This window comes from Sphingomonas sp., assembly GCF_035758555.1.
Lineage (GTDB): Bacteria > Pseudomonadota > Alphaproteobacteria > Sphingomonadales > Sphingomonadaceae > Sphingomonas_B.
The window spans coordinates 1-20685 of sequence record NZ_DASTXI010000064.1 but is presented as its reverse complement, the minus strand read 5'-3'; the positions used below and the strand labels follow the sequence as shown (position 1 = coordinate 20685).

General features: G+C 64.6%; 23 protein-coding genes. 13 read left to right on the top strand and 10 right to left on the bottom strand.

The features are described 5' to 3' along the window. Nucleotides 1-26 precede the first annotated feature (26 nt). Nucleotides 27-632 (top strand): flavodoxin family protein, encoded by a 606-nt coding sequence (locus tag VFT73_RS03795; RefSeq protein WP_326408826.1) that lies wholly within the window; start codon nucleotides 27-29, stop codon nucleotides 630-632. Nucleotides 633-634: 2 nt separating this feature from the next. Here the strand turns inward: VFT73_RS03795 and VFT73_RS03790 are convergent, their stop codons facing one another. Further along, complete coding sequence (locus VFT73_RS03790) at nucleotides 635-2755, bottom strand: AsmA family protein (RefSeq protein WP_414712783.1); 2121 nt, start codon at nucleotides 2753-2755, stop codon at nucleotides 635-637. A gap of 147 nt (nucleotides 2756-2902) precedes the next feature. On the opposite strand from VFT73_RS03790, the gene rpmI reads away from it, so the two are divergent. Together rpmI and rplT are read left to right on the top strand one after the other, a co-directional pair. Beyond that, on the top strand, nucleotides 2903-3106 hold the full coding sequence (gene rpmI, locus VFT73_RS03785) for a 50S ribosomal protein L35 (RefSeq protein ID WP_046349202.1): 204 nt from the start codon (nucleotides 2903-2905) through the stop codon (nucleotides 3104-3106). 12 nt (nucleotides 3107-3118) lie between these two features. Next, nucleotides 3119-3496, top strand: coding sequence for a 50S ribosomal protein L20 (gene rplT, locus VFT73_RS03780; protein ID WP_157028010.1), 378 nt, complete (start codon nucleotides 3119-3121; stop codon nucleotides 3494-3496). A 349-nt stretch (nucleotides 3497-3845) separates the two neighbouring features. Here the strand turns inward: rplT and VFT73_RS03775 are convergent, their stop codons facing one another. Beyond that, the gene (locus tag VFT73_RS03775; protein WP_349255488.1) at nucleotides 3846-4106 is read right to left on the bottom strand and encodes a YjhX family toxin; all 261 of its coding nucleotides are present in this window, start codon (nucleotides 4104-4106) and stop codon (nucleotides 3846-3848) included. Nucleotides 4107-4408: 302 nt separating this feature from the next. Between VFT73_RS03775 and VFT73_RS03770 the strand changes: the two genes are divergently transcribed. After that, the gene (locus tag VFT73_RS03770; protein WP_326408822.1) at nucleotides 4409-4669 is read left to right on the top strand and encodes a hypothetical protein; all 261 of its coding nucleotides are present in this window, start codon (nucleotides 4409-4411) and stop codon (nucleotides 4667-4669) included. Nucleotides 4670-4689: 20 nt separating this feature from the next. On the opposite strand, the gene VFT73_RS03765 is transcribed toward VFT73_RS03770, so the two are convergent. Then, complete coding sequence (locus tag VFT73_RS03765) at nucleotides 4690-4908, bottom strand: KTSC domain-containing protein (protein WP_326408820.1); 219 nt, start codon at nucleotides 4906-4908, stop codon at nucleotides 4690-4692. Nucleotides 4909-5019: 111 nt separating this feature from the next. On the opposite strand from VFT73_RS03765, the gene VFT73_RS03760 reads away from it, so the two are divergent. Next, nucleotides 5020-5721: a BglII/BstYI family type II restriction endonuclease gene (locus VFT73_RS03760; RefSeq protein ID WP_326408818.1), complete on the top strand. Its 702-nt coding sequence runs from the start codon at nucleotides 5020-5022 to the stop codon at nucleotides 5719-5721. 119 nt (nucleotides 5722-5840) lie between these two features. Here VFT73_RS03760 and VFT73_RS03755 read toward each other — a convergent pair whose 3' ends face one another. The 3 genes from VFT73_RS03755 to VFT73_RS03745 form a co-directional block, all read right to left on the bottom strand. Next, nucleotides 5841-6491: an MT-A70 family methyltransferase gene (locus VFT73_RS03755; RefSeq protein ID WP_326408817.1), complete on the bottom strand. Its 651-nt coding sequence runs from the start codon at nucleotides 6489-6491 to the stop codon at nucleotides 5841-5843. Nucleotides 6492-7503: 1012 nt separating this feature from the next. Further along, the gene (locus VFT73_RS03750) at nucleotides 7504-8556 is read right to left on the bottom strand and encodes a ribonucleotide-diphosphate reductase subunit beta (RefSeq protein WP_326408816.1); all 1053 of its coding nucleotides are present in this window, start codon (nucleotides 8554-8556) and stop codon (nucleotides 7504-7506) included. A gap of 52 nt (nucleotides 8557-8608) precedes the next feature. Beyond that, a complete protein-coding gene (locus VFT73_RS03745) occupies nucleotides 8609-8917 on the bottom strand; it encodes a hypothetical protein (RefSeq protein WP_326408815.1) in 309 nt (102 codons plus the stop codon). A gap of 53 nt (nucleotides 8918-8970) precedes the next feature. On the opposite strand from VFT73_RS03745, the gene VFT73_RS03740 reads away from it, so the two are divergent. Continuing rightward, the gene (locus VFT73_RS03740) at nucleotides 8971-9228 is read left to right on the top strand and encodes a DUF2171 domain-containing protein (protein WP_326408814.1); all 258 of its coding nucleotides are present in this window, start codon (nucleotides 8971-8973) and stop codon (nucleotides 9226-9228) included. A 137-nt stretch (nucleotides 9229-9365) separates the two neighbouring features. Here the strand turns inward: VFT73_RS03740 and VFT73_RS03735 are convergent, their stop codons facing one another. Next, nucleotides 9366-11216: a ribonucleoside-diphosphate reductase subunit alpha gene (locus tag VFT73_RS03735; RefSeq protein ID WP_326408813.1), complete on the bottom strand. Its 1851-nt coding sequence runs from the start codon at nucleotides 11214-11216 to the stop codon at nucleotides 9366-9368. Between the two features lie 451 nt (nucleotides 11217-11667). Here VFT73_RS03735 and VFT73_RS03730 point away from each other — a divergent pair, with 451 nt between their 5' ends. Continuing rightward, nucleotides 11668-11985 (top strand): hypothetical protein, encoded by a 318-nt coding sequence (locus tag VFT73_RS03730; protein ID WP_326408812.1) that lies wholly within the window; start codon nucleotides 11668-11670, stop codon nucleotides 11983-11985. Between the two features lie 60 nt (nucleotides 11986-12045). Here the strand turns inward: VFT73_RS03730 and VFT73_RS03725 are convergent, their stop codons facing one another. After that, a complete protein-coding gene (locus tag VFT73_RS03725; RefSeq protein WP_326408811.1) occupies nucleotides 12046-13107 on the bottom strand; it encodes a type I restriction endonuclease in 1062 nt (353 codons plus the stop codon). Between the two features lie 243 nt (nucleotides 13108-13350). On the opposite strand from VFT73_RS03725, the gene VFT73_RS03720 reads away from it, so the two are divergent. The 3 genes from VFT73_RS03720 (at nucleotide 13351) to VFT73_RS03710 (ending at nucleotide 15434) form a co-directional block, all read left to right on the top strand. Further along, nucleotides 13351-14868, top strand: coding sequence for a fumarate hydratase (locus tag VFT73_RS03720; RefSeq protein WP_326408810.1), 1518 nt, complete (start codon nucleotides 13351-13353; stop codon nucleotides 14866-14868). Between the two features lie 93 nt (nucleotides 14869-14961). After that, a complete protein-coding gene (locus VFT73_RS03715; protein WP_326408809.1) occupies nucleotides 14962-15210 on the top strand; it encodes a type II toxin-antitoxin system HicA family toxin in 249 nt (82 codons plus the stop codon). Continuing rightward, a complete protein-coding gene (locus VFT73_RS03710; RefSeq protein WP_326408808.1) occupies nucleotides 15207-15434 on the top strand; it encodes a type II toxin-antitoxin system HicB family antitoxin in 228 nt (75 codons plus the stop codon). Before VFT73_RS03715 ends, VFT73_RS03710 begins: the two co-directional genes overlap by 4 nt. On the opposite strand, the gene VFT73_RS03705 is transcribed toward VFT73_RS03710, so the two are convergent. Both VFT73_RS03705 and VFT73_RS03700 read right to left on the bottom strand, forming a co-directional pair. Further along, entirely contained in the window at nucleotides 15431-15868 is a 438-nt protein-coding gene (locus VFT73_RS03705; RefSeq protein ID WP_326408807.1) for a CoA-binding protein, read from the bottom strand. The genes VFT73_RS03710 and VFT73_RS03705 overlap by 4 nt on opposite strands. A gap of 5 nt (nucleotides 15869-15873) precedes the next feature. After that, nucleotides 15874-16851, bottom strand: a complete 978-nt coding sequence (locus VFT73_RS03700; protein WP_326408806.1) for an Mrp/NBP35 family ATP-binding protein — start codon at nucleotides 16849-16851, stop codon at nucleotides 15874-15876. Between the two features lie 74 nt (nucleotides 16852-16925). Here VFT73_RS03700 and VFT73_RS03695 point away from each other — a divergent pair, with 74 nt between their 5' ends. From VFT73_RS03695 to VFT73_RS03685, 3 genes are read left to right on the top strand one after another with little or no spacing between them, the layout of a single operon-like run. After that, nucleotides 16926-18023, top strand: coding sequence for a protease modulator HflK (locus tag VFT73_RS03695; RefSeq protein ID WP_326408805.1), 1098 nt, complete (start codon nucleotides 16926-16928; stop codon nucleotides 18021-18023). A gap of 5 nt (nucleotides 18024-18028) precedes the next feature. Continuing rightward, entirely contained in the window at nucleotides 18029-18940 is a 912-nt protein-coding gene (gene hflC, locus VFT73_RS03690) for a protease modulator HflC (protein ID WP_414712785.1), read from the top strand. 32 nt (nucleotides 18941-18972) lie between these two features. After that, complete coding sequence (locus VFT73_RS03685) at nucleotides 18973-20514, top strand: DegQ family serine endoprotease (RefSeq protein WP_326408803.1); 1542 nt, start codon at nucleotides 18973-18975, stop codon at nucleotides 20512-20514. Nucleotides 20515-20685: the final 171 nt, after the last annotated feature.

Sequence of the window (20685 nt, the reverse complement as noted above, 5' to 3'; positions counted from 1 at the left end):
ATCGCCGGCCCGCGCGTCTGCCGGGCATGGCCCTTACTGCAATTGCGCTCAACTGCACCCTCAAGCCCGAGGGTGCTTCCTCCACCGACCGGATGATCGGCCTGATCGCCGGCGAACTCGCGAAGCATGATATCGGGCTGACCGAGACGATCCGCGTCGCGGCTCACGACGTGAAGCCGGGGGTCAAGTCCGACGAAGGCGCCGGCGACGCCTGGCCCGCGATCCGCGCCAGGATCCTTGCCGCCGATATCCTGATCTTCGGCACGCCGGTCTGGCTGGGCCAGATGTCGAGCGTCGCCAAGCGCGTCTGCGAGCGGATGGACGCCTTCTTCAGCGAGACGGACGGCCAGGGCCGCACACCGGCTTACGGCAAGGTCGCGCTGGTCGGCATCGTCGGCAACGAGGACGGCGCCCACAGCATCACCGCCTCCCTGCTGCAGGCACTGAACGATGTCGGCTTCACGGTGCCCGCGGCCGCCGCGACCTATTGGGTCGGCGAAGCGATGGGGAAGGTAGACTTCAAAGACCTGCCCCAGGTGCCCGACAAGATCGCCGCGACGGCCAGGGCGGCCGCGTCGAACGCGGCGCACCTCGCTTCCCTGCTGAAGACGAAAGCCTACCCCGGCAGTTAGCGCTAGAAGATACCCAGGAACTTCTTGCGCTGCTTGTGCCGGGCCTCGCGCGAGCGGTCGCCCGATTCGGATTTGGCGGTCGTGCCCTTGCCGACATCGTCGCGCGGTTCGCCGCCCTTTGTCCGCTGGGCACTGGCATGAGCACCGGCGAGCACCGGTCCGCACGCCGCCGCCTTCGCGTCGCCGATATCGACGAAGGCGAGCACGCTGGCCAGCGGCGACACGACGGCGCCCAGACCCAGCCCGGCGCCGCCGCGGGCGATCAGCTGCGGGCTGATCACGTCGAGGCTGGGCGCCGCGAAATAGCCGCCGATGCCGACCGGGCTCTGGCCTGAGAACAGGCTGAAGCGTTTGCCGTCGGCGCGGATGCGCAGGTCCAGCGCCTCGTTCCTGAAGCTGAAGCCGCCGCGGCCCAGGATCACGTTCTTCTTCGTGTCGATCAGGATCGGGTCCGCCGCCGCGATGCCGTTCCGCACGGTGAAGGCGATCAGGCCGCAATTGATCTCGACCGGTTCCTTCAGCTTCTTTTCCCACATCTTCCAGATGAAGGTGCCGATATCGAGCTCCGACAGCTGCACGTTGCGGGCCCAGAGCGACCCCTTCGGCATGATGATCGCGATGCGGCCGTCGGAGCTGCCCAGCCACTTGCGGATGCTGTCGCCGGGTCCTTCCAGCTTGACCCGTGCCTTCAGCGTGCCGGTCGTGCCCGCTTCCTCGACGCCGAAGCCCTTCAGCAGCCGCCCCATCGGCGTCGGCGACAGGCGGAGGTCGAGATCGGTGAAGACCGGCCGCCGGCGCGCATCGATCGAGATGTCCGACGAGACATGGCCGCGATCCAGATCGAAGGTCAGCGGCGACAGCTTCATCAGGCTGTGGTCGAGGTCGAGCGTCAGATCGATGTTGGAGACCGGCCAGGTGTCGCCGCGCACCCGCTTCACGGTCCAGTGCACATCGGCGTCGAAGCCTCTGATCGCGTCGACCTTCAAAGGCGCGTCTGGCAGCACGCGCGGCGTGCCGCCTTCGGTCCGCACCACCTTGCCGCCGGTGGCGTCGAGCCGCTCGGGATCGTAGCCGATGAACGGCCCGGCATCGACCATGTCGAGGCTCTGCGTCGCCAAGTTGGCGTCGAGCTTCAGCCGGTCCTTCATCGCGACGGTCAGCCGCCCGGCCAGATCGCTGTTGCCGAACCGCCCGCGCAGCCGGGTGAAGCGCCATTCGTCGTCATGCTTCATCAGAGCGGAGCGCAGATTGTACGCGCGGGTATCGGGCACCGCGACGCCGATGAAGTCGAACAGGTTGGCGAGATTGTAGCCATGCACCCGGAAGTCGAGCGGCGCGTCCTCGATCCGCGTCGCGCCCGGCAACGTGCCCGATACGTCGAGCACCGTGCGCGCGGCCTCCGCGTGCAGCCGGAACCGGTTCTTGCCGCCGGTCACCGTCTCGTTCGGCGAGAGGAGGCTGCCGGAAAGCGTGAAGGGACGGTCGCGCAGCCGCCCCTCGCCGGAGAAGCGGATATTGCTGGCGAAGCGCGTGTCCTGCGCGCGGACCGTGTCGACGCCGATATCCGCGAACAGCTGCATCCGCGGGTCCGAATAGCGGATGCGCGTGCCCTGGATCAGCGCGCGGCGGATGTCGGGCAGCTCGAGCGGCTTGCCGGTCGGCTTGCCCAAGGTCCAAGTGTTCTGCCTGCCGTCCGGGCTCCATTGCAGGTCGAGGTTGCCGCCCAGCAGCATCAGCCAGTCGGCGCGCTGCTGGCCGAAGATCAGCGGGATCGTCTTGATGTCGCTGTCGATCAGCTTCGACTTCAGGAAATAGGGCTCCTTCGCCCATTTCGGATTGGTGATCGTCAGCCCTTCGGCCAGGAACTTGATGTCGATCGGATCGAAATAGAACTGGAAATCGCCGGCGACACGGACGTCGCGCAGCGCCGCCCGGCTGGCATATTTCTCGAACGTGTGTTTGAGGAACCGCCCCTTGGTCACGTAGAGCACCGTCCAGGCGAGCAGGATCAGGCCGACGATCGTTGCGAGCACGGCGACCAGGCTCGCGACCGCCGTGGTGACCGGATCGCGATGGATCGGGCGCGCTTCCTCGAAGGCGCCGGGCCGGGCCATCTCGTTCATGACGGGGATCAACCCCTTTGCGCCGCTTCCGGTTGCAATTCCGCTGCTTCGCCGCTAGGAGCCGCCGCTTCGCGATAAGGAAGGACTGCCCGGCCAGTGTGGGCTGCCGTGGCCGTCCATAATCGTCGAACATTCGAAAGGACGAAAATGCCCAAGCTCAAGACGAAGAGCGGTGTGAAGAAGCGCTTCAAGATCACCGCGACCGGCAAGCTGAAGCACGGCGTGGCCGGCAAGCGCCACCGCCTGATCAGCCACAACGGCAAATATATCCGCCAGAACCGCGGCACCTCCGTCCTCTCCGACGCCGACACGGCGACGGTGAAGGCCTGGGCCCCCTACGGCCTGAAGTAAGGAGGACCGACCATGGCACGTGTCAAACGCGGCACCACGACGAAGGCGAAGCACAAGCGCATTCTGGATCAGGCGAAGGGCTATTACGGCCGTCGCAAGAACACGATCCGCATCGCGCGCCAGGCGGTCGAAAAGGCCGGCCAGTACGCCTATCGCGACCGCAAGGTGAAGAAGCGGAATTTCCGCGCGCTCTGGATCCAGCGCATCAACGCCGCCGCCCGGGCCGAAGGCCTGACCTATGGCGTGTTCATGCACGGCCTGAAGCTGGCCGGCGTCGAACTGGACCGGAAGGTCCTGGCCGACATCGCGATGCACGAAGGCGAGGCTTTCGCGGCGATCGTCGCCCAGGTGAAGGCGGCGCTGCCGGAAGGCGCGCGCGTCGCGGCGTAACGCCGGGCTTCAGCCTAGGAAACGGAAACGGGCTCGGGGCGCAGGCTCCGGGCCCGTTTTTCGTTCAGGCGCGCGAAGCGGACGACATGGACGAGGTGGACGACCTTGGTGACATTCACATGGATTCCGGAAAATCTCCCCTTCCCCGCGAAGCCGCGCGCGCCGGAGTCGATCGACACTGAGAATGAGCCGCGGCGAACCTGGCACAGCGGCAGGCGTGTAGGACAGATTTTTTTCGCGCGGAGGCGCGAAGGCGCGGACGGGCCGCAACCGGCACAGCCGCCGGCGATTTGCCCGGGCGCCTGATCGGGCACGACCTCTCTGCGCCTCCGCGCCTCTGCGCGAACCCTTACCTTTGGTCCAATTGCGGCCGGACGGCCGCGAGGCCGACGCGGCTGATGCGGTAGGGCTGGCCGCCCTGGCTCGCGATCAGGCGGCGGCGTTTGAGGCGGCGGAACACGCCGGGCGTGCAATCGGCGAGGACGAAGCCTTCGCGGGTGAAGCAATCGACCGCGACGATCTTGCCGGATTGCGGACAGCGGCGGTGCACGATGCGGCCGCCGAGCGCGAGCGCGTGCAGCACGCGCTGTTCGTGTCTGGAAATGTTCAAGTGGAGAAGGCCCGTTGCTGACGGTGAGACCCGCGCGACGCCCGACGCGCCGGGCCTCAGCCCGCCGCGCGCGTCACGCATGCCCGACGGCCGCTGGGCTCTTGACCCAGCCCGTCGATCAGCGGGCAACAATCTCCGACATATCCACTCCGATTGGTGCGACCATAGTTACGGGAGGGGAAAGGGGCGGGTCAAGCTGACAGCGCCCGGTCGAGGTAAGGCGAACGGATTGCACGCCGAGGGCGATGCGCTAGACTTGCTCGGCCATGCTCTGGATATACCTCCTCCTGTTGGCGCTCGCTATGGCGGGCATGCTGTATCAGGCCAGCCTGTCTCCCGAAGAGCGGGCGCTGATCCGGCAGGATCGCGAGCGGCGCCGGCGCAAGCGCGAGCGGCGGCGTGCCGAAGCCGGTCCGCTGCCGCGCGACATGGTGCGGGAGGAGATCGAGCGCGATCCTGTCCACGCACTCGCCCGCTATGGCACGTCCGAAGATGCCGAGCGGTTGATGGCGCAAGGGATCGACCTGGAGGCGCTGGGCTATCGGCCGCCCGACAAAGGCTGAGCGGACGCTGCGCTTAGCATTCAGGCGGACACTTCCAGCGGCCCCTTATAGGCGTAGCGGTCGCGGATGTGGTCTTGGAAGAAGCGGCCGTGCGAGTCCGCTGCCTCGAACGCGGCGCAGACGCATGGGGGCACGTCGAAATAGCTGTACCACTCGCCGCTGGTGAACCGCACGAACAGCGTGCGCGAGGGTGCGTCGTACTCGATCTGCGCGACGGCTTCGGATTGGACGTGGGGCACGGAGCAGAAACGCGAGCCGTTGCCGAGTGTGCCATTATCCGGGAAAGTGCACCAAGGGTTCGCTGAAAGCTCTCTTTTTGCTTTCACCTGCCGGTCCTGCATAACGCGGGGATGTTCGAGACCTTCACGTATGATCTCCCCGCGGTTCTTCCAGGAGTGGCAAGGGATCATTGGGCTTTCCTGGAGTCCAATTCTGCTGCCGCAGTTATGCAAGCTGTTTGCCCGCAGGAGTGGGCGGACATTGTTGAGGTGCTCTCGACTTACCGTCTCGATCCGAGTTCGTGGCTCAAAGCGGGCGGAAATCGCGGCGACATTGCTGCGCAGATCGACGAGGAATTTGCCCGTCGAGGCTGGCGCGAGACGCGATTGGATCTGGAAACGAAAGGCGTCCTGTTTTCGCGGGACGGCGAAAAGCTCGGCGAGCTCCCGACCGTGTATCAGGAAGGCTATCTCGTCGATAACTTCAAGAACCGCATCGTTCTGGATGTCGAGTGGAACGCGAAGGACGGGAATCTCGATCGCGATCTCGCTTCCTATCGATCATGGTTTGAAGCTGGCGTCATTTCCGCCGGCGTGATCATCACCAAGGATCGCCTGGCGCTGCTGCAGCTGGCGCGGCGCCTCTGGGCCGAATATCAGGCGACATTGCCTGATGATGAGAGGAACCCGAGGCTTCCGATCGATCTTACGACATCGACGGTCACGGCATTCGACAAAGCGAGAATGCGCGTTCGTAGGGGTGTGATGGGATCATGCCCGATCCTGATTGTCGCGGCGACCGAAGCGACATGGAACGGCAAGCCGTATAGCTGATGGCGTTTCGAATCCGACCGTGTTGCGTCATGCCGGACTTGATCCGGCATCCACCTGCCTTTCTTTCCAACCAAAAGAAGAAGGTGGACCCCGGATCAAGTCCGGGGTGACGACGGTAGTTATTCGGCAGCAATGGCCGAGTTGTAGCTGTAGGTGTCCCACGTCGGCTTATAGCCTTCGTCGGCCTGGTTGCCCCAGACGGTCCAGCCGGTGCGCTTGCCGCGGCTGAACATTTCGAGGCGGGGCCCCCAGCTGCAATCCTCGATGATCTTGTATTGCTCGTCGGGCTTGCGGCTGTGTTCGCGCTTGCGGGTGGCGATCAGGTTGACCTGGCTGCGGCCGGGCGGGAGGGTGCGGGCGTTCTTGCCACGCACCCCGAACAGCAGCAGCTCGGTGACGTTGCGGAAATAGAAGCCAACGCCGCGCCCATCCGATCCGCCGTCCTTGCGTACCTTGTGCCAGACGATGTTGGAAATGTAGCGATAGCCCCACGCCTCCATCACCTTTAGCCCCTCGGGCAGCAGCGCGTTCGGCACCCAGAGATAGAGGTGAGAGGGATCGGCGGCGATATCGGCGACCGGCAGCGCGCAAATCTCGTCCAGCGTCATCGTGCCGTAACGCGACAGCCGCTTATGCTCCGGCGCGACCTTGCCGGTACGGTTCTGAAACTGCCACGGCGGATCGGCGAGGATCGTCCCGAATTTCTTTCCCCGCGCACTGGCGAGCAGGTCGATCGCGGGTTCAGAGAGCGGGTCGGCGATGGAGAACATAACGGGATCCTAGCAGCTCAGAAATCGCAGGCCAACCGCAATTCGCGGCTAGCTCCCCGCTAAGCCGTGCCGGGCAATTGGGATTGCCCATACCGTCCACAAAACCATCGTATGTGTTCGAACGTGCTCTCGTCTGTGACGAGATCATCGAACCATTGAGCAAAGTCGAGATTCTGCCGCATGCGCGGCAGTATTTCGGCCAAGTGTTGTTTCAGGGTCGCTGCGGCCGTGGTCCGCAGAACTCCGTCTCTGAACAGATGACACGAGATCTCGTAGTAACTTATGAGTTGGCCAAATTCGAAGCGCTTCTCAGATTCCTCACCTGCAGTCCTAAATCTCTGCCAATGAGAATCGAGACGGTCCCAAATGGTAAGAACCGTCTGGATGTCGTTGGATGAATTCTGCGAGCGCAGGGCTTTGCCCGTTAGAAATAGCGCCACAAGTCCCAGTGGTGCAGTAATAACCGCAATTATCGTGGTGAGAGCATCAGGCCAGTCCGCACCCCATATTGTCGGCATCAACCGTCTTTCTTCTGAGCCGGCTCTGGCGGAGGAGCAGGAGCGGGAGCGGGTACGAGATGTTGGGTCGGAACACCATTGCTCGGCGAAGGATCATTCTGCGGGACAAGATGGAATGTCGGAGCCGATCGAACCTCGAGTAGGTGTCGGGTCGCAGCCGCAAAGGAAGCAAACTCGTCCGACCTGTCCTTATTTTCCGTCATCGCCTTGGCTCCTAATCACGGGGATATTGCTCACAACATACTAGCGCGCGTCTGCGAGATATGACTCAAGATTATGAGGGTTATTTACCGCCCTGAGAGCCAGGGCATATGTCCTTAATATCTCATCCCTTGGGCAACCATTTATAATGGGCAAACCGTCAACGGAGATTTGGCCTCGGCCATACTCAGGTCCAGTAAGAATGGACACAGTGAGTAGATACGCGACCATTTCAGCGCCAACTTCGCTAGCCTTGACGCTATTTACCTTTACTTCGGCCAAACTCGCCTCCTTTACTCCGCCGCCACGCCCGCCCGCGCGAACATGTCCTCGCCGCCTTCGTCCTCGTTCGCGACCACGCCCAACTTCGCGGCTTTCCGCCGGTCGAAATTGTCCCAGACTTCGTTCCAGTTTCCGCGGGTGGCGGCCTTGGAATATTCGGTCGCGCGCGTCTCGAAGAAGTTGGCGTGCTCGACGCCGTTCAGCAGCGGGGCGAGCCAGGGGAGCGGGTGTTCGTCGATCATGTAGATCGGCGAAAAGCCGAGCTGGCCCAGGCGCCAGTCGGCGATGTAGCGGATATACTTCTTGATCTCCTTGGGCGTCATGCCGGGCACCGGACCCATTTCGAACGCCAGGTCGATGAACGCATCCTCCAGCCGCACCGTCTTCTGGCAGCAATCGAGAATGTCTTCCCTGACCGCCTTGGTCAGGCAGTCGCGTTCCTTCACAAAGGCGTGGAACAGGCGCGTGATGCCTTCGCAGTGCAGGCTCTCGTCGCGCACCGACCAGCTGATGATCTGGCCCATGCCCTTCATCTTGTTGAAGCGCGGGAAGTTCATCAGCATCGCGAACGACGCGAACAGCTGCAGCCCCTCGGTGAAGCCGCCGAACATCGCCAGCGTGCGGGCGATATCCTCGTCCGTATCGACCGAGAATTGCTGCATATAATCATGCTTGTCCTTCATCTCCTTGAACTGGAGGAAGGCGCTGTATTCGCTTTCCGGCATGCCGATCGTGTCGAGCAGGTGCGAATAGGCGGCGATGTGGACCGTCTCCATGTTGCTGAACGCGGTCAGCATCATCTTGATCTCGGTCGGCTTGAACACGCGGCCATATTTGTCGTGGTAGCAATCCTGCACCTCGACATCGGCCTGGGTGAAGAAGCGGAAAATCTGCGTCAGCAGGTTGCGCTCATGATTGGTGAGCTTTTGCGCCCAGTCGCGGCAATCCTCGCCCAGCGGCACTTCCTCCGGCATCCAGTGGATCTGCTGCTGGCGCTTCCAGAACTCGAACGCCCAGGGGTATTCGAACGGCTTGTACTGCTTGCGGGCTTCGAGGAGAGGCATGGGCGTTACTCCGGCTTGAACTGGATATGGGGATTGGCGGGGGTGCGCGCCATCAGCGGCGCTCCCGGACGATGCGGGTGCGGTAGACGGTGCGGGTGCCGCGCGCGCCGACGCCCAGGAAGACGATGCCGACGAAATAGCCGAAATCGTACCAGCCGCCGTTGTTCGGCACGGCGTAGATCGCGACGTCCGGCATGAAGAGGCTGAGCAGCCAGGCGACCGGGAAGATGAAGCCGTGCCACACGCCCAGCAGGAAGCCGGGCGTGTCCGGGCCATGCTGGACCGCGCTGCCGGCCTGGCGCGCGCAGGCGGCGAGCGCGAGGAGCGGCGGCAGGGCGGCGGCGGAGCGGTTCAGGCGCATGCGACCATCTCCTGCCTCACGCGTTGTGAGGGCGAAACGAAGGAGCAATGCGAATGACCGACCTCAGCCAGATCCGCGAGCATATGGACGTGATCGGCGCCGACGGCGTCCATGTCGGCACTGTCGACCATGTCGACGGCGACCGCATCAAGCTGACCAAGAAGGACAGCGGGACCGGCAGCCATGAAGGGCATCATCACTATATCTCCGCCGGGCTGGTCGCCGGCGTGGAAGGCGACAAGGTGCGGCTGAGCGCCACCGGCGCCAACGCGGCCGAGCTGTTCGAAGAGGAAGAGAGCGGGGCGCGGTAAGTCGCCAGCCCTCTCCCTGCAGGGGAGAGGGACGGCCGCGAAGCGGCCAGGGAGAGAGGCTGAGCCGGAGACTTCCCCTCTCCCGGCTGAGCTGCGCTCAGCCTGCCCTCTCCCCTGAAGGGAGAGGGCGCTTTGCCTCACTGGCAGGCCAGACATTCGTCATAGTCCTTTGCCTCGACCTCGATCTGCCTGAGGTCGGGCGTGTTGTCGGCTTCGACGCCGCCGGCGAAGCCGGCGCGCTGGACGGACTTGGAACGCAGATAATAGAGCGATTTGATGCCGAGCTCCCACGCGCGGAAGTGGAGCATCAGCAGGTCCCATTTCTCGACATCGGCCGGGATGAACAGGTTCAGCGAGGCGGACTGGTCGATATAGGGCGTGCGGTCGGCGGCGAGCTCGATCAGCCAGCGCTGGTCGATCTCGAAGCTGGTCTTGTAGACGTCCTTTTCTTCCTGGGTGAGGAAATCGAGGTGCTGGACCGAGCCGCCCCGCTCAAGGATCGAGCTCCAGACGCCTTCCGAGTTCTTGGACTTCTCGATCAGCAATTTCTCCAGATACGGATTGCGGATCGAGAAGCTGCCCGACAGCGTCTTGTGGGTGTAGATGTTGGCCGGGATCGGCTCGATGCAGGCGGAGGTGCCGCCGCAGATGATCGAGATGGACGCGGTCGGCGCGATCGCCATCTTGCAGCTGAACCGCTCCATCACGCCCCGCTCCGCCGCGTCCGGACACGGCCCGCGCTCGGTCGCGAGCAGCATCGACGCCTCGTCGGCCTTGGCGCGGATGTGCTTGAACATCTTCAGGTTCCAGCTCTTCGCCATCGCCGATTCGAACGGGATGCCGCGCGCCTGCAGGAACGAGTGATAGCCCATCACGCCGAGGCCGACCGAACGCTCGCGGCCCGCGCTGTACTTGGCGCGCGCCATCTCGTCGGGCGCGCGGTCGATATAGTCGGTCAGGACGTTATCGAGGAAGCGCATCACGTCCTCGATGAACTGCTTGTCGCCGTTCCATTCGTCCCAGGTCTCGAGGTTCAGGGACGACAGGCAGCAGACCGCGGTGCGATCGTTGCCCAGATGGTCGCGGCCGGTCGGCAGCGTGATTTCCGAGCAGAGGTTCGAGGTCGAGACCTTGAGGCCGAGCTCCTGGTGGTGGCGCGGCATCGCCTGGTTCACGTGATCGGAGAAGACGATGTAGGGCTCGCCGGTCGCGAGGCGGGTTTCGACCAATTTCTGGAACAGCGAGCGCGCGTCGACGGTGCCGCGCTCCGACCCGTCCTTGGGCGAGCGCAGCACCCATTCCGTCCCGTCGCGCACCGCCTCCATGAAGGCGTCGGGGATCAGCACGCCGTGATGCAGGTTCAGCGCCTTGCGGTTGAAGTCGCCCGAGGGTTTGCGGATTTCGAGGAACTCCTCGATCTCCGGGTGCGAGATGTCGAGATAGCAGGCGGCGCTCCCCCTACGCAGCGAGCCCTGGCTGATCGCCAACGTCAGCGAATCCATCACGCGCACGAAGGGGATGATGCCGCTGGTCTTGCCGTTCAGGCCGACCGGCTCGCCGATGCCGCGCACGCTGCCCCAATAGGTGCCGATGCCGCCGCCGCGCGAAGCCAGCCAGACATTCTCGTTCCAGGTGTTGACGATGCCCTCAAGGCTGTCGTCGACCGAGTTCAGATAGCAGGAAATCGGCAGGCCGCGCCCGGTGCCGCCGTTCGACAGCACCGGCGTCGCCGGCATGAACCACAGGCGCGAGATATAGTCGTAGAGCCGCTGCGCGTGGGCCGCATCGTCGGCGTAAGCGGACGCAACGCGCACGAACAGGTCCTGGTAGGATTCGCCGGGCAGCAGATAGCGGTCCTTCAGCGTCTCCTTGCCGAATTCGGTCAGCAGCGAATCGCGGCTGTGATCGACCTCGACCGGGAAGGGACGCGCGCGCACCTCGCTGCTGCCGCTGCCGGTGCTGGTCGCCTCGATCGTGGCGGTGCTCATCTCGGCCTCCTGCGTATCCCTGAAATCCATGCGTCCCAAGCCCCTCACTGTTCCCGATCTGTTCGATTCGGGCAAGTTATTCATCGGTAGCACTTCAAGGGCTCGTCCGGGCGGGCGAAAAGCGCCTGTCCCCATGTTCCACAGGGCGTGAGTCTCCCGTGCACGCGATATGGTGTCGCGCGCGGCGGAATACCACGTCTTGTGTGAGCCCCTGCTGTGACCGCTAGGGATTGTGTTCCAACCGGACTCCGGACGCAAGACGGTAAATCACTGGTGAAGCCTGCAGTTCGTCGCACGAACGATTCGTTTCGCCGACGGACCGATGTCTTGGAGAGAGGGGATTCCGGGCCGGATTCCGCCCGTTCGGCCTCCCGCTCGGGCGCGCCAAATTCCTGTGGATTATCCGCTGCGCAGAGGGAAAGGTTCGCCGGACGTTTGAAGAAGGACCCCGATGCCGAAACCCATTCGCTTCGTGCCGACGGCCAAGATGGCGGAAAACGCCGCCCGCGGGCTGGAGCTGCGCGCGAAGCACGGCCGCGGCGGCACCCATGTCGGCGCCGCCCGCGCCGAGCAGCTGATCGCCCGCGAGCCGCTGGAGCCGAAGGACATCAAGTCCATGTACAGCTATTTCGCCCGCCATGCGGTCGACAAGCAGGGCCGCTTCTGGGCCGACCCGGCGCGGCCCTCCGCCGGCTATATCGCCTGGCTGCTGTGGGGTGGGGACGAAGGCAAGGCGTGGGCGGATGCGAAGCGGACGATGCTGGAGTGAGCGGCATGTTGCGAGCAGGAGCGACGACGTGACGTTGAACTCGATAACCGAGCCGCCCTATTACCCAAGTTCCTGAAGCCTTTGCACAATATGAGGTTCGAGCTTGTAAATGTCTGTTAGCGCTGAAATAGGATGCCGTATTTCATCCTTGCCGACAAAGGTGCTCACATAACGCGTCGTAGGACTGTTGAAATGCAGTCGGGCCAAAGATTTACGATTGTTATCGTCGAGAAGAACGGCGCAGTAGGACTTGGAATCCCTAATCACGACTCGGTCGGGGTCCACATGCCGCGCAGCGATCGCCTGCACAATGCGAAAACCGCTCAGCTCGTCGTCAGTCGTCATCACCCCATCGCCTTTGGACATATCGTCTGACGCGCCTCGTTCAATATGTTCAGGCGATGGATTTGCGACGTTCAAAGCGGAATTCAGTCGCTCGTTGACCCGGTCACGGATGATCGAAGCGATCGAAGTGATCAGCGTGGTCTGAACCTGCTCTTTGACGGTCGCGCTGATCCGCCCGGATTGCACGCGACCTGCCATCATCCGCACAAACTCTTCGGAAGGCGACGCGAACTCCTTCTCCAATTCGATCCGCATGAGCGACTGAAACTTCAACCGGCCGGCTTCAGCGACAATGCCCTCGACGCTGAAATTCGTGGCAGTGAGCCGCTCCAACGTCGAAATATCGGACTTGCGAATCGCATCCAGCGAGAACACGAAGAAGGGCTTATCGTCCATCCGGTTCGGCTGTTCTGTGTCGGAATAGAACTGGTAAACGACCCCGTTCGTGAGCACCGCCACACGGGCATCGGTTGTCGAGAAATAGCGGAAGAGCTGCGATGCGTGCTTTAGATCCAGATCGACCGTCGACGGCTTGCACTCGATAAGGATGCTGAGCTTTCCGTCGATGCATAAAGCATAATCGACCTTCTCTCCCTTCTTGATACCGACATCTGCCGTGAACTCGGGGACCACTTGGGCCGGGTTGAATACGTCATAGCCCAGCGCCTGCAGGAACGGCATTACAAGCGCTGTCTTTGCGGCCTCTTCGGTGAGCAAAAGCTCGCGATGCTGTGCCGTCCGCTTTTCAAGCTCGGCGAGTTTAGTTGCTAACTCCATATGCCCCCCGTTCGGTCGTACCAAGTTGAAGCTAATCCTCGGAAAGAACAGGGCGCAACCGATTTGTTCCGCGAGCCGGTTGTGTCAGGTCCGAAGGCCGATCGGGTGAGGTGAACGGTGAGTGGCATGCTTCCATCGCCCTCACCCGCTCGCGCGTCGTGCGAGTCGCCCTCTCCCGATGGGAGAGGGCGTGTTTTTTGGCTTTCGCTTGCCTATCGTCCCGCCGAGACTCATGGGGGAATCATGACCACCATCCGCGAAACCGATCTGATCGAAAGCGTGGCCGACGCGCTCCAGTATATCTCCTACTACCATCCGATGGATTATATCCGGGCGCTGGGCGCGGCCTATGAGGCCGAGGTGTCGCCGGCGGCGAAGGATGCGATCGCGCAGATTCTGACCAACAGCCGCATGTGCGCGGAGGGGCATCGGCCGATCTGCCAGGATACGGGCATCGTCACCGTGTTCGTGAAATGGGGGCAGGACTGCCGGCTGCAGTCGGACAAGTCGCTGCAGGAGGTCGTCGACGAGGGCGTGCGGCGAGCATACCAGCACCCGGACAACCGGTTGCGCGCGTCGATCCTCAGCGATCCGGCCTTTTCGCGCGTCAATACCAAGGACAACACGCCGTCGGTGCTGCATGTCGAAATGGTGCCGGGGCATCATGTCGAGGTGATCGTCGCGGCCAAGGGCGGGGGCAGCGAGAACAAATCCAAGTTCAAGATGCTGAACCCCAGCGATTCGATCGTCGACTGGGTACTGGAGACGGTGCCGCAAATGGGCGCCGGCTGGTGCCCGCCGGGCATGCTCGGCATCGGCATCGGCGGCACGGCCGAGAAGGCGATGCTGCTGGCCAAGGAATCGCTGATGGGCGATATCGACATGGCGCAGTTGAAGGCGCGGGGCGCCGCCAATAAGATCGAGGAGCTGCGGATCGAGATTTTCGACAAGGTCAATGCGTTGGGCATCGGCGCGCAGGGACTGGGCGGGCTTTCGACGATCCTCGACGTCAAAATCATGGACTGGCCGACGCATGCGGCGTCGAAGCCGATCGCGATGATCCCGAATTGCGCGGCGACCCGGCACGCGCACTTCCACCTCGACGGCTCCGGCCCCGCATATCTGGAGCCGCCGAGCCTCGACGAATGGCCGAAGGTGCAGTGGACGCCGTCTAAGGAAGCGATCCGCGTCGATCTCGATACGCTGACGCCCGAGGTGGTCGCGAGCTGGAAGCCGGGCGACCGGCTGCTGCTGAACGGCAAGATGCTGACCGGCCGCGACGCCGCGCACAAGCGCATCCAGGACATGCTGAGCCGGGGCGAGCAGCTGCCGGTCGAGTTCAAGGGGCGCGTGATCTATTATGTCGGGCCGGTCGATCCGGTGCGCGAGGAAGTCGTCGGCCCCGCCGGCCCGACCACCGCGACGCGGATGGACAAATTCACCCGCATGATGCTGGAGCAAGGCCTGCTGGCGATGGTCGGCAAGGCGGAGCGCGGACCGGTCGCGATCGAGGCGATCAGCGACCATAAGGCGGCGTATCTGATGGCCGTCGGCGGCGCGGCCTATCTGGTTTCGCGGGCGATCAAGGCGTCGAAGGTGGTCGGCTTCGAAGACCTGGGCATGGAAGCGATCTACGAGTTCGACGTGCAGGACATGCCGGTCACGGTCGCCGTCGACGCGACCGGCGAGAGCGTGCACCACACCGCGCCGCTGGTCTGGCGCGAGAAGATCGCGCGGGAGAAGCTGCTGGAGAGTGCCTGAGATTGCTGTATGGCAGCTCGTCCACAACGCTCCGCGATTCAACCCGCTTCGAACTGCTCCTAGTGGGTCGTTCCCCGTGCCTGGAGAACACCGTTGTCGCAGATCGATAAACTCATCCGCCGCTTCCTCGATGGCCAGAAACTAACCTTCGGCGAATTTAAATCCGTGCTGGAGGCTTATGGATGGCGGCTGGAACGCGTACGCGGAAGTCACCATATCTACCGGCACAAAGGCGCACCTCGACCGTTGCCGATCGAGCCCGACGGCAAAGATGCCCGCGCCTATCAGCTCAGGCAGGCTCGTGCTATAATCGAGCGGCACGGATTGGATCGCGAAGCGTGAACTCGACCTATCATATCAATCTTTTCTGGTCCGACGACGAGCAGGCTTGGGTCGCGGACGTTCCCGATCTTGAGCCATGCACGACGTTCGGCTCGACCCGCTCGGAGGCCTTGAGCAAGGCTGAGGAATTGATCGATCTGTGGCTCGAAAGCGCGCGGGCGAACGGCGATCCGATCCCCGAGCCGCGCTATCGGCCGGCCATTTACGCCTTCCGCGCTGCTTAGACGGCCTGCTCGATCTTCGGCAGGCCCATCCTCGCGATTTCGATTTTCGGGCAGCGGTCCATCACGACTTTCAGGCCGGCGGCTTCGGCGCGGGCGGCGGCTTGTTCGTTGATGACGCCGAGCTGCATCCAGACCGCTTTGGCGCCGGCGGCGATGGCCTGGTCGACCGCTTCGCCGGCGGCCTGGGGGCGGCGGAAGATGTCGACCATGTCGATCGGCTCGCCGATCTGCGCGAGTTCCCGCCAGACATATTCGCCATGGACGTGCTCGCCGGTGATCTGCGGGTTGACCGGGATCACGCGGTAGCCGCGACGCTGCAGGAACGCCATCACTTCATAGCTGGGGCGGTCCGGCCGATCCGACGCGCCGACCAGGGCGATGGTGCGGATGCTCTGAAGGAGCTCGGCAATGTCTTCGTCTCGAGTGAGGGGCATATGCGTCAAACGCCTCCTTCGTGCTTGCGATCCAGCCAGGCCGCGACCTTGGCGGCAATCGCGCGGAACGGGTCTCCGGCGAAGCCCTCGTCGGCGGCCGGCGGCTCGCCGGCGTCGCTGGCCTGGCGGATCGCGATTTCCAGCGGCACGCGGCCGAGGAAGTCGAGGTTCATCGCGGCGGCCGCAGCCTGGGCCCCGCCGGCGCCGAACGGGTCGCTGACCTGTCCGCAATGCGGGCAGGCATAGCCGGCCATGTTCTCGACCAGGCCGACGATCGGGATGTTCGCCTGACTGAACAGATCGACCGCACGCGCCGCGTCGATCAGGGCGAGGTCCTGCGGGGTGGAGACGATCACCGCGCCCGCCGGCTTGTGCTTCTGCATCATCGACAGCTGCACGTCGCCGGTGCCGGGCGGCAGGTCGACGATCAGCGTGTCGGTCTCGCCCCAGGCGGCGTCGATCAGCTGGCCGAGCGCGTTGCCGGCCATCGGCCCGCGCCACGCGATCGCCTGGCCCGGCTTCACCAGCTGCCCCATCGACAGGATCGGCACGCCGAAGCGCGTATCGACCGGCAGCAGTTTCTGGTCCTCCGCCATCGGCCGCGTGCCTTCGGCGCCCATCAGCCGCGGCACCGAGGGGCCGTAGATATCGGCATCGACCAGCCCGACCTTGCGGCCCAGGCCGTTCAGCGCGATCGCGAGGTTCGCCGCCAGCGTCGACTTGCCGACGCCGCCCTTGCCCGAGCCGACCGCGATGATCCGCCGCTCGCGCTTTTCGCTGGTCATCGCGATGCGGACGTCGTTCACTTCGGGAAGCGCAAGCAGTGCCTGCTTTGCGGCTTCGGCCATCGCGTCGCGCGTCTTCGCGTCGAGCCCGGTCACGTCGAGAATCAGCGAGGCGCGGCCATCGGTCAGGCGCGGCGCGGCGGCACGGCTGCCGACGATCTTCGCGATCGCGGCATGGAGTCGGTCTGGATCGGCCATGGCTTCCCCGATAGGCGAGTGGTTCCGCGCACGGAACACTGTTTTTCTGAACCGTCCTCCCTATAAAGGCCCGCATGAACAAGCTGACGGCGTGGCTCAGGCCCCATGGCGCGATGTTGAACGAAGGCGGCGGCGGGCCCTGGGGCGGCCGCGGCAGTGGTGGAAACGGCGGCGGAGATGGCGACGGCGGCGGTCCGCGCAACCCGTGGAGCCCGCCGTCCGGCGGCGGGCGCCCGCGCGGCAACCGCCCGGGCCCGGCGGCGCTGGACGAGCTGCTGCGCCGCAGCCGCGAGCGCTTCGGCGGCGGTGGCGGCGGCCTGCCGGACTTCGGCGGCAAGCCGATCTGGCTGTATGCGATCCTGCTGTTCCTGGGGCTGTGGATCCTGCTGACCAGCATCCATTCGATCGACCCGCGCGAGCGCGGCGTGATCCTGCGCCTGGGCAGCTATGCCGGCACGATGTCGCCGGGCGTGAACTTCAGCTTTCCCGCCCCGATCGACCGGGTGATCAAGCAGAATATCGAGGAAATCCGCACCATCGATATCGGCTCGACCGCCGGCGACAACCAGAACCTGGTGCTGACCAGCGACCAGAACCTGGTCGATCTTGCCTATTCGGTGCGCTGGAACATCAGCGACCCCGCGCTCTTCCTGTTCCAGCTGAAGGAGCCGGAGGACACGATCCGCGAAGTCGCCGAATCGGCGATGCGCGCGGTGATGGCGAACGTCACGCTGAACGAGGCGATCGGCGCCGGCCGCACTGCTGTCGAAGCGCAGGTCGCACAGCGCATGCAGGAGCTGCTGAACAGCTACAAGTCCGGCGTGCGGATCCAGGGCGTCGCGATCAAGCAGGCTGACCCGCCCAACGAAGTCACCGAAAGCTTCAAGAAGGTGCAGGCGGCGCAGCAGAATGCGATCGCCTATCTGAACGGCGCGCGCGCCTATGCCCAGCAGATCACCGCGCGGGCACAGGGCGAGGCCGCGGCGTTCGACAAGGTCTATGAACAGTACAAGCTGGCGCCCGTCGTGACCCGGCGGCGCATGTATTACGAAGCGATGGAGGACGTGCTGTCGAAGGTCGACAAGACCATCATCGAGGCGCCGGGCGTGAATTCCTATCTGCCGCTGGACCGCCTGCCGCGGACCCGCGCCGTCGAGGAGCCGCAGCAGTGAACCCGGTGCTGAGCTGGAAGAACCCGATCGTGCTGCTGGTGGCCGCGATCGCGCTGCTGGTGCTGGCTGCCAGCACGATCGCGGTGGTGCCCGAGACCCGCCAGGGCGTGATCGTCCGTTTCGGCGACCCGAAATGGGTGCTGAACCGCTATCATCCGGGCGAGCAGTTCGGGCGGACCGGTGCCGGGATCATCCTGCGCGTGCCCTTCGCCGACCAGATCGTCTGGCTGGACAAGCGCGTGCAGGACGTGTCGATGGAAAAGCAGCAGGTGCTTTCGACCGACCAGCTGCGGATGAACGTGGACGCCTATGCCCGCTTCCGCATCGTGGACCCGTTGCGCACCTATGTGACCGCGGGGAGCGAGCAGCAGGTCGCAGACCAGCTGCGTCCGATCCTGGGCTCGGCGCTGCGCAATGAGCTCGGCAAGGTGCCCGCCGCGGCGCTGCTGAGCCCGGAGCGCACCCGGGTGATGCACGAGATCGTCGAAGGGCTGGACCGCGTCGCGCAGCAATATGGCGCCAAGATCATCGACGTGCGGATCAAGCGCACCGACTTGCCCGAAGGGTCGCCGCTGCAATCGGCGTTCGAACGGATGCGTTCGGCGCGCGAGCAGGAAGCGCTGACGATCGACGCGCAGGGCCGCAAGCAGGCGCAGATCATCCGCGCCCAGGCGGACGCCGACGCCGCGCGCACTTATGCGGCGAGCTTCGGGAAAGACCCGGACTTTTATGAGTTCTACAGGGCGATGCAGTCGTACCGGCTGACGTTCAATTCGCAGAGCGCCGACACGAATGTCATCCTGTCGCCGGACAACGCGTATCTGAAGGAGTTCACAGACGCGGTCGATGACAGATGTCATTCAATCGACGTTCAGCAAGCATTCCGCACCGATAGGGCGCGCCGTGCGCGTCCCTGACGGCGCCCAGACTCTGAGAGGATAAACGACACGTGCGTTACGCCTATGCTTTGACCACTGCCCTTTTGCTGGGCGGCGTTGCCAGTTCCGTCGTCATGCAGCAGCCGCTCGGCGCCCAGACGCCGCAGAACGCGCCGCAGGCGATCGCCGCGGCCACGCCGCCGCGCGGCGCGCCGATGAGCTTTGCCGATCTCGCGGCCAAGCTGCAGCCCGCCGTCGTCAACATCTCGACGACCCAGCGCGTGCAGGTCAGCCAGGGCGGCACCAACCCGTTCGCCGGTACGCCCTTCGCCGATCTGTTCGGCGGCGGGACCGGCAACGGCCGGCCGGTCACGCGCCAGGCGCAGTCGCTCGGCTCCGGCTTCATCGTTTCGGCGGACGGCTATATCGTCACCAACAACCATGTCGTGGCGCCGGGTCGCGAAGGCGCGGTGGTCGAATCGATCACGGTGACGCTGCCCGACAAGCGCGAGTTCAAGGCGAAGCTGGTCGGCCGCGATCTCGTCTCCGACCTCGCGGTGCTGAAGATCGACGCGGGCGAGAACCTGCCCTTCGTCCGCTTCGGCGATTCCACCCATGCCCGCGTCGGCGACTGGGTGCTGGCGATCGGCAACCCGTTCGGTCTTGGCGGCACCGTCACCTCCGGCATCATTTCGGCGATCCACCGCAACACCGGCCAGGGCGGCGCCTATGACCGCTATATCCAGACCGATGCGTCCATCAACATGGGCAATTCCGGCGGCCCGATGTTCGACCTGCAGGGCAATGTGATCGGCATCAACACCGCGATCTTCTCGCCGTCGGGCGGCAATGTCGGCATCGGCTTCGCCATTCCCGCCGAGCAGGCCAAGCCCGTGGTCGACGCGCTGATGCACGGCGGCCGCGTGAAGCGCGGCTACCTGGGTGTGCAGATCCAGCAGATTTCGGACGACATCGCCGAATCGCTGGGCATCCCGAAGAACCGCGGCGAGCTGATCGCTCATGTCGAGCCGGGCCAGGCGGCCGAGCGCGCCGGCATCCGCCAGGGCGACGTGATCATGGCCGTGAACGGCCAGGAAGTCACGCCGGACACGACGCTGTCCTACCTGGTCGCCAATGCGGAGATCGGCGCGCGCGTGCCGATCGAGCTGATCCGGAACGGCAAGCGCATGACCGTCACCGCCACGCTCGGCGAACGCCCGCCCGAGGAGCAGCTGGCGGCGCGGCTGAACGGCGACAACGACAATTTCAGCAGCGACGACAATGACGACAGTCAGCAGCAGGCGGCGGCGCAGGCGTCGCTCGGCCTCGCCGTCCAGCCGCTGACGCCGGGCATCGCGCGCCAGGTCGGCGTGCCGGCCGGCACCAAGGGCCTGGTGATCGGCGGCGTCGATCCGTCCAGCGACGCGGCCGCCAAGGGCCTGAAGCGCGGCGACGTCATCGTCTCGGTCAACGGCCGCCCGGCCCTGACCGCAGCCGACGTCCGCAATGCCGTCGCCGAAGCGACCCGCGCCGATCGCGGCAGCGTGCTGCTGCTGATCCAGCGCGGCAACAATCCGGCGCGTTACATCGGCCTGAAGATCAAGGAAGACTGACGTCGCGCCCCTCTCCCGGGCCGGGAGAGGGGCTTTCCCGGCCCGCATCGCCGCACTACACCGAGCGCCATGGCGGACGGCGGGGTCTTTATCGGGCAGGGTGGCGGCAAGCCGCAGGTCCTCAATTTAGGACGAGCGAACCGGCACGGACTGATCGCGGGCGCGACCGGT